The organism is Streptomyces sp. NPDC059255 (assembly GCF_042752355.1).
Classification (GTDB): domain Bacteria; phylum Actinomycetota; class Actinomycetes; order Streptomycetales; family Streptomycetaceae; genus Streptomyces.
Genome location: NZ_JBHYZP010000003.1, coordinates 45079 through 52460 on the forward strand (window position 1 = coordinate 45079; position 7382 = coordinate 52460).

7 protein-coding genes are annotated in these 7382 nt (G+C 68.0%); 2 read left to right on the forward strand and 5 right to left on the reverse strand.

What is annotated here, in order from left to right; genetic code table 11:
- Nucleotides 1–58 precede the first annotated feature (58 nt).
- The 4 genes from ACFXKG_RS05820 to ACFXKG_RS05835 form a co-directional block, all read right to left on the reverse strand.
- On the reverse strand, nt 59–331 hold the full coding sequence (locus tag ACFXKG_RS05820; protein WP_384833690.1) for an SDR family oxidoreductase: 273 nt from the start codon (nt 329–331) through the stop codon (nt 59–61).
- Complete coding sequence (locus ACFXKG_RS05825; protein ID WP_384832959.1) at nt 319–1164, reverse strand: NmrA family NAD(P)-binding protein; 846 nt, start codon at nt 1162–1164, stop codon at nt 319–321. Before ACFXKG_RS05825 ends, ACFXKG_RS05820 begins: the two co-directional genes overlap by 13 nt.
- 368 nt (nt 1165–1532) lie before the next feature.
- Nucleotides 1533–3071 (reverse strand): MFS transporter, encoded by a 1539-nt coding sequence (locus ACFXKG_RS05830; protein ID WP_384833693.1) that lies wholly within the window; start codon nt 3069–3071, stop codon nt 1533–1535.
- A gap of 11 nt (nt 3072–3082) precedes the next feature.
- Nucleotides 3083–4357 carry an FAD-dependent oxidoreductase gene (locus tag ACFXKG_RS05835; RefSeq protein ID WP_384832962.1) on the reverse strand — a complete coding sequence of 425 codons (1275 nt, stop codon included), beginning with the start codon at nt 4355–4357 and terminating at the stop codon, nt 3083–3085.
- Nucleotides 4358–4836: 479 nt separating this feature from the next.
- Between ACFXKG_RS05835 and ACFXKG_RS05840 the strand changes: the two genes are divergently transcribed.
- Nucleotides 4837–5433 (forward strand): TetR/AcrR family transcriptional regulator, encoded by a 597-nt coding sequence (locus ACFXKG_RS05840; protein WP_384832965.1) that lies wholly within the window; start codon nt 4837–4839, stop codon nt 5431–5433.
- Nucleotides 5434–5697: 264 nt separating this feature from the next.
- Here ACFXKG_RS05840 and ACFXKG_RS05845 read toward each other — a convergent pair whose 3' ends face one another.
- Nucleotides 5698–6444, reverse strand: a complete 747-nt coding sequence (locus ACFXKG_RS05845) for a glucose 1-dehydrogenase (RefSeq protein ID WP_384832968.1) — start codon at nt 6442–6444, stop codon at nt 5698–5700.
- Nucleotides 6445–6574: 130 nt separating this feature from the next.
- On the opposite strand from ACFXKG_RS05845, the gene ACFXKG_RS05850 reads away from it, so the two are divergent.
- Nucleotides 6575–7285, forward strand: a complete 711-nt coding sequence (locus tag ACFXKG_RS05850; protein ID WP_384832971.1) for a TetR/AcrR family transcriptional regulator — start codon at nt 6575–6577, stop codon at nt 7283–7285.
- Nucleotides 7286–7382 lie beyond the last annotated feature (97 nt).

Sequence of the window (7382 nt, forward strand, 5' to 3'; positions counted from 1 at the left end):
ATGCCAGGTCAGGCAGTGTTCTCGTTGGTGATGTCGGGTGCTGTGTCACCTGGGCTGTTCAACCGTCGTCCACGGTGACGTCCGTGCCGGTCATGTACGAGGCGGCGTCAGGGATCAGGAAGGACACTGCCTCCGAGATCTCCTCAGGGGTGCCGATTCCGGCCGAGCAGGTCCGAGGGGGAAGTTGCCTTCTCTGACCGGTACCTGGCCCTCGTTCATCGGAGTGAGGGCCGCGCCGGGGTTGACCGCGTTGATCCGGATCCGGTGGGTGTCGAACTCCGTGACCGTGAGGCTGCGGACGCCCTGCTTGCAGGCTGCCTAGGCGTCCCAGATTCCGGTTGCCGCGGTCTCGCGTGCGTAGACGGCGAAGTCCTTGGGCGTGCGCTCAAGGGCCTGCCGTACGCCGTCCGCGAGGTCTCCATCTTTGTGGTCCGGCTCCGCGGCCATCCACTCGGCCTCCTCCTCGGGCACGCCTTGGGCGATGAGCTGTGTGCGGTACTCCTGCGCGCTCATGGGCGCGTACGTGATGGTTCGTCCCGTGGCCTCGGAGATCTCCTCCATTACATCGCCGAAGCTCAGCAGACGGGGGCCGGTCAGGTCGTAGGACTTGCCCGCGTGCCCGTCCTGGGTCAGCGCGGCCACCACGACATCGGCGATGTCGTCGGCGTCCACGAATCCGAAGCGCGCGCGGCCGACCGGGCGGGTGAAGACACCGGACCTGATGTCATCCCGAAAGCCCAGCATGGATTCGTTCCCGGCATCGAAGTTCTGGTTGAACCAGCTCGGGCGCACCAGCGTCCAGGCGGCGCCCGCCGTCTTGACCGCCTCCTCCGCGGGAGTGACCTGCTCGTCCGCGCCGTATCCACTGAGCAGTACCAGTCGGGTGGCGCCCGACGCGGCGGCGGCGTGAGAGAACGCCCGGATCTGCTCGGCGGCTTCAGGAGTCATCAGGACCGGGTGCACGATGTATGCGCGGTCAACGCCGTCGAGCACCGCGTCCCAGGTGGCGGGTTCGTCCCAGGAGAAGGGCGGCTGCCCGCTGCGCGTACCCACACGTACGGGCGTCCCTGACTTCGTGAGCCGTTCGACGACCCGGCGGCCGGTCGTGCCGGTACCACCGGTCACGAGCGTGAGGCCCTGGGTGGTTTGGGGTGGTGTGGACATGGCTTTCCTCAGTTCCAGTGGTCGCGGCGTCGCAAAATGGACGCCATGATAAAACTTTACGATGTGCAGTAAAGATACGCTACTCGAAGTTGGTGCGCTGCGGGCCGACTGCGACCTGCGCACTTCTCCGACCGGGGCGGGACGGCCTCGAAGCCTGGGGCACGGGCATCTGGGCCTGGCCTGCACACGTTGACGGCATGGTCTCCCTGCTTTGTGCATCAACTGTTCGGTGTGGCGTTTCCGTTGCTCCGCCCGGGGCGGAAGGGCCGGCCCGACGGCCGGTGCACGGGACAAGGTGGACTCCGGCTCAGGGCCGTCACTCACACCGCTCCGGGCCACGGGCCTGGTGTCGCAGGGCCCGGGCGCGGCTACTTGGAGTTGTGCCCTGCGATGTCGAACTCCTTGGGCACGAGTGCCCGTACGGCGAGGGCTGTCCCGACCATGACGATGCCGCCGATGAGGGAGGTCTGGGACAGTGCGCTGCCGAACGCTTGCGCCGCTGTGTCCGCCAGGTCCGCAAGTCCGGTCTCCCGTGCGGCGTTCAGGGCTCCGACCACCGACTCGTCGGCCTGTGTGGCCAATTGCCCGGTGATGCCTCGGGGGGCGAAGTCCTGGATGCCGAGGTGTATTCGGTAGAGGGCGGAGGCGATGCTGCCGAGGACGGCGATGCCCAGGACGCTGCCGAAGTCGTACATCGCTTCCTCGATCGCGGCGGCGTTGCCCGCCTTCTCCGGCGGGGTGCTGCCCATGATGATCGCCGAGGCGATGGCCAGCGAGCCGACGCCGGCGCCGACGAGTGCCAGCGGCCCGATCAGCTGCCAGTACGCATGCAGATCGCCGGCCGCGAACAGCCACAGCAGGCCGATGCCGGTGAGGGCGAGGCCGCCGGCGAGGGCGTTGCGGGTTCCGATCCGCGCCGCGAGTCTCGGGGCGAGAGGCCCCATGACCAGGGAGCCGAGGGCCATGGGCATCATGGCCAGGCCCGCGACGACGGGTTTGAAGCCCGCGATGTTCTGCAGCCATTGGGCGATCAGGAGCACGACCCCGGCCATGGCGATGCTGGCGGTCAGCGCCGCGACGGTGCCCGCGGTGAACGGTTTGCTGCGGAAGAGGCGTACGTCCAGCAGGGGGTCCGGGCGGTTCAGGCAGCGGCGTACGAAGACCGTCATGACCAGCACGGCGGCTGCGGTCACGCCCCAGGCCGTCGTGTCGCCCCAGCCGTTCTTGGCGATCTCCTTGATCCCCCACACCAGGCCGGCCATCCCCGCCATGGACAGCGCCGCGGCCGGCAGGTCCCACCGGGGCGGATCGGGATTGCGCGACTCGGGCAGCAGGAAGATGCCGAAGCCGAGCGCGACCGCCACGAAGGGCACGTTGATCAGGAATGCCGAGTGCCAGGTGAAGAACTCCAGGAGCGAACCGCCCACCAGCGGCCCGATGATCCCGCCGATGCTGAGGATCACCGACCAGACGGCCAGGGCCCGGGCACGCTCGGCGGGGTCGTGGAAGATGCTGCGGATCATGGACAAGGTGGTGGGCATGATCATGGCCCCGGCGGCGCCGAGGACGGCGCGCAGCGCGATGACCGCCCCCGTGCTGGTGGCGACGAGCACGAGCAGGGAGACGACGCCGAAGATCGCGAATCCGGTCAGCAGGGTGCGTTTGCGTCCCCACCGGTCGGCCAGGGCGCTCATCGGGATGAGCAGCCCGGCCAGCACCAGGGAGTACATGTCCACGATCCACAGCTGCTGCGACGAGGTGGGCGAGAGCTCTGCCACCATCTCGGGGAGCGCCATGATGAGGATGGTCATGTCCATCATCACGACGAGCAGGCTTCCGGCCAGCATCGCCAGGGCCGCCCACCGCTGCCGCTTGGTCAGCGAGGCGGCGTCCTTCACTTTGAGCAGTGTCGTCCCGGTCACTGCGGTGCCCTGTCCGTCGTTGCCTGGGGCATGGCCGGCTCCGGGGTGGTCGTCGCGCCGGCCAGGGAAGCCAGAGGAGAGGTGTCGGTCCGGTCCCAGTCGATGTCGAAGGTGCGGGTGATCCACTCCAGGGGGCCGTCACCGTCGGCGGCCTGGGGCTCTTCGAGGGCGAAAGTACCGTCTTTGAGGGCGAAAGCGCCGTTGGCGAGCGCCTCCTGTACGACGGACGTGTGCGGGCGGCGGTCTTCCTGGAAGTAGTAGAAGGCGTCGCGGTAGTCGTGGTCGCGCAGCATCTTGGCGAGGTACAGGGCGTCCTCGAAGGCAAAGGCGGAGCCGAGGCCGGTCAGCGGGTCGGTCGCGTGCACGGCGTCCCCGGCGAGGACCGTGCGTCCGTGGTACCAGGAGGTCAGGGACGGGGGACGGTAGACCTGCGTGGGGATGACGTGGGTGGCGCGCTCGATGATGCGCGCTCCGGGCTCGGACCACGTCCCCACCAGGTCCGCCAGTTCGGCCCGGAGTCCGTCGCGGTCTCGGTGCTCGAAGTGCTTGGCGGGGATCTTCCGTTCGGACTGGCCGGTCAGCAGGAACGTGATCTTGCTGGGGCGGGCGGGGGCGTCGCGGTAGGCGAGCAGGAAGGTGCCGGGGCCGTCGTGGTGGTAGCCCTCGCCGCGCTCCAGGCGCGCCCGCAGTTCCTCGTCGAGCCCGTCGGTGGTGGACGTTCCGTACACGTACCAACTGTTGGCGAAGGTGAGCCGCGTGCCGGGAAAGAGCAGGGAGCGTACGCGCGACATCCGGCCGTCCGCGCCCACCAGGAGGCTGCCTTCGGCTGTCGTGCCGTCCTGGAAGTGCGCCAGGACCGATGCGGCCCCCTCATTCAGGGTGATGAGCCGCTTGTCGTAGTGGATCTCAATCCCCCTGCGCGCAGCCTCGGCGGACAGGATCTCCTGCAGCGCCGCGCGGTCGATGCAGCGGAATCCCACGGCGCCGAAGTCGAAGTCCTCCGGCAGCCGGGGGTCCTCGAACTCCGCGCCGGAGGCGGGAATCAGCATCGATCCCGGCATGCTCCTGTCGTGCACCTCGTCGCTTAGCTTCATCGTCTCGAGAACGCCCAGTGCCGCGGGGCCCAGGAACAGGCTGGCGCCGGAATGGCTCTGTGAGTGCGAGGCCGCCTCGAAGACGACGCTGTCCCTGCCGGCCATGTCCAGGCCGATGGCCGTGGCCAGTCCGGCGACGCCACCGCCGATGACCAGTACGCGGTCAGTGCTCACCATGATGTGTCCCTTCGTCATTGTGGTATCGGGCGCTGTATCGGTGTGTGGCCCGATGGGGTTCGTGAAAGCTGTCCCAGCAACACGTCTGCGTCGTGGGCTGCTTGGGAGCAGGAACGCCGGCATGCCGTCATGAGCCTGTGTCGGCCACGCGCGGGGTTTCCTCGTCGATCCGCAGGGCCTGGACGTGTCCTCGGTACAGCTCGCTGTTCGTTGCTGCTCAAGGGGGTCTCCTGCGTGGTCCGAGCGCAGCGAAAGTGCTGGGCATCTGGCGCGCGTGCCGACGGCAAAGGGTGCAAACGCGGGCGAACCCTCCAATGAGAGGCCATCTGCCGGAGGACGACGTCGGCCTCCACCAGACCGCGAACACCGTCGGATTGAGCGGGACACCAGGACCTGCAACCACACCCATATTGAAACACATGTGTCCCACAAAGGTTCACTGGTGGTCCTGATTGAGCCAGGGGTCTATTCTGTGTGACATGACAGGGGAAGCAGGCGCGACGGCAGGGTCGCCACGCGAAAGCGCGGCGCGTTCACGGACCCGGGCGGCGATCCTCGCGGCGGCCGTCGAACTGTTCAGCGAGAACCGAAATGCGTCCATGACGGAGCTGGCTGCCGCCGCACGGGTCGGCCGCAGTACGCTGCACCGCTATTTCCCTGAGCGCGCCGACGTGATCCGGGCCGTGGCGCGCCTTGCGATCGAGGAGACCGCCACCGCGAGTCGGCAGGTCGGCTCGGGCGGGACACCCTTGGAGGCGCTACGGCGCGTGGTTGAGGCTTACCTCGAGTTCGGCCCCGTGATGCTGTGGCTGGCCAGCGAGCCGGCCATCCTCAATGATCCGCCCCTCATGCAGCACATGTATGAAAACGTAAAGATGTTCGATGACGTTCTGGTTGGGGCAACCGAGCAGCTTCACCCGCATCTGTCCCGCTCTTGGGTCAGGCGAGTCCTGATGGGCCTGATCTACGTGGGTTGGGAAGCGGAACGGGATGGCGAGATGACCCGGCACGAGGTCTGCACGGCAGTCATGACCACTGTCACGGACGGTGTCATCCGGATGCATCAGCGCACCTGAGCCTGGATACGCGGTCCCGTCGGCCAAGCCCTGCCTGTGTGACGCCGAGAGGGCAGAAACTCCTGCGTCCGCCCCAGCGGAGCTGCCGACGACAGTTGTGATCGACGGGGCGCCCGTAGGTCGTTTCGATCCGCGTCGGCCCAGCCGCACACCATGCACCGGTGGATACGGAAGACATGTCCGGGCCCCACTCGAGTTGAGCGGGGCCCGGGTGTTGACCGGTGGCAGGGTTCAAGGTTGCGGTCCGGCCTTACGGAGGCTGAGTCACCCGGCCGGTCGGGCTGTCCAGCCACCGTCGACCGTGATGTCCGCACCGGTGGTGTAGGAGGCCGCGTCGGAGATGAGGAAGGAGACCGCTTCGGCGATTTCCTCGGGGGCGCCGATGCGTGCGAGCGGGGCCGGGGGGAAGTTGCCTTCTCCGACGGGTACCTGGCCTTCGTTCATCGGGGTGAGGGTTGCGCCGGGGTTGACGGCGTTGACCCGGATCCGGTGGGTGCCGAATTCGGCGGCCGCGATCTTGGTGAGGCCGCGGACGCCCCACTTGGACGCGCCGTACCCGGAGACGCCGGGGAAGCCGGACAGGCCAGTGACGGAGGCGATGTTGACGATCGAGCCGCCGCCGGCCGCCTTCATCGGTCCGACGACCGTCCTCAGGCCGATGAACACGCCGGTCAGGTTGACCTTCAGCGACCGCTCGAAGGACTCCACGGTCTCGTTCTCGATCGGCGTGCCCGGCGCTCCGGTGGCGATGCCGGCGTTGTTGACCAGGCCGTCCAGGCGGCCGAAGTGCTCGACAGTCGCGTCGACCACGCGCTGCCAGTCGTCCTCGCTGGTCACATCGTGGTGGAGGAACAGGCCGCCGAGCTCGGCGGCGGTCTTGGTGCCCTGCTCGTCGAGCAGGTCGGTGATCACCACCTTGGCGCCGTCCTTCGCCAGGCGGGCGGCCGTGGCCGCGCCGATCCCCCGGGCGCCGCCCGTCACGATCACTACCTTGTCCTGCAGACCAGTCATGGCCGTTTCTCCTCATCTCGGAGCGCACAGATGCGCTGACCAACCCCAGCTTTCAGAGTCGCGTACAAAGAATGTACAGCGTGAAGTTAAGATATGGCGAACCGAAACTGCGGGACTGTAGACTGGGTGTATGGCAGCAACTGGGACCACATCGCGGCGCGAGCGCCTGCGGATCGAGACGACAGCCGAGATCAAGAGCACGGCGCTGCGGCTCTTGGCGTCGGGCGGCCCCGGAGCGATCACGCTGCGAGCCATCGCCCGGGAGATGGGCATGACGCCCAACGCGATCTACGGCTACTTCGCCACCCGCGATGACCTGGTCACCACTCTGATCAACGATGTCTACACCTCGCTCGCGGACACCGTCGACGCCGCCATCGCCCCCATCCCTGCAGGCGAACCCAGCCGCAGGATCCGGGCGTGGGGGCATGCCTACCGCACCTGGGTTTTCTCCAACACCGAGGGCTTCCGGCTCATCTACGGCGACGCCGTACCCGGCTACGTCCCGCCGCCGGACGGCGCCGCACCCGAGGCTGAGCTGCGGTTCTGCGGGAGTCTGACCGAACTGGCGGTCGCCGCCTGGCCACACGCCCAGTACCTCTACACCGACAGCGGCTTCGATTGGTCCGACTTCGACCCCGCCCTGGTGGACTGGCTGCGTCCCCATCTTCCCGGCCTCCCCCCGGCCGCGCTCGCGCTCGCCCTGCGTATCTGGGGCCAGTTGCACGGGCTGGTGTCCCTGGAGATCCACGGCCATCTGAGCAACGGGGCCAAGACCATGGACAAGCTGTTCCAGGAGGAACTCGTCCAGCTCGTCAGATCACTGGGCCTGCCTTCGTAGCGTCGGCGCCCCGTCCTGACAACGCGGAAGGTCGGGCCCGCCGCGGGGCGCCCGCCCCACCAACAGCTCCTGCGCCGGGGCCCGGGAGGGGAACATG

Bases quoted from the DNA above. Each gene is read 5' to 3' on its own strand.
- ACFXKG_RS05835 (WP_384832962.1), bottom strand. From the start codon at position 4,357: ATGGTGAGCACTGACCGCGTACTGGTCATCGGCGGTGGCGTCGCCGGA.
- ACFXKG_RS05825 (WP_384832959.1), bottom strand. From the start codon at position 1,164: ATGTCCACACCACCCCAAACCACCCAGGGCCTCACGCTCGTGACCGGT.
- ACFXKG_RS05845 (WP_384832968.1), bottom strand. From the start codon at position 6,444: ATGACTGGTCTGCAGGACAAGGTAGTGATCGTGACGGGCGGCGCCCGG.
- ACFXKG_RS05850 (WP_384832971.1), top strand. From the start codon at position 6,575: ATGGCAGCAACTGGGACCACATCGCGGCGCGAGCGCCTGCGGATCGAG.
- ACFXKG_RS05840 (WP_384832965.1), top strand. From the start codon at position 4,837: ATGACAGGGGAAGCAGGCGCGACGGCAGGGTCGCCACGCGAAAGCGCG.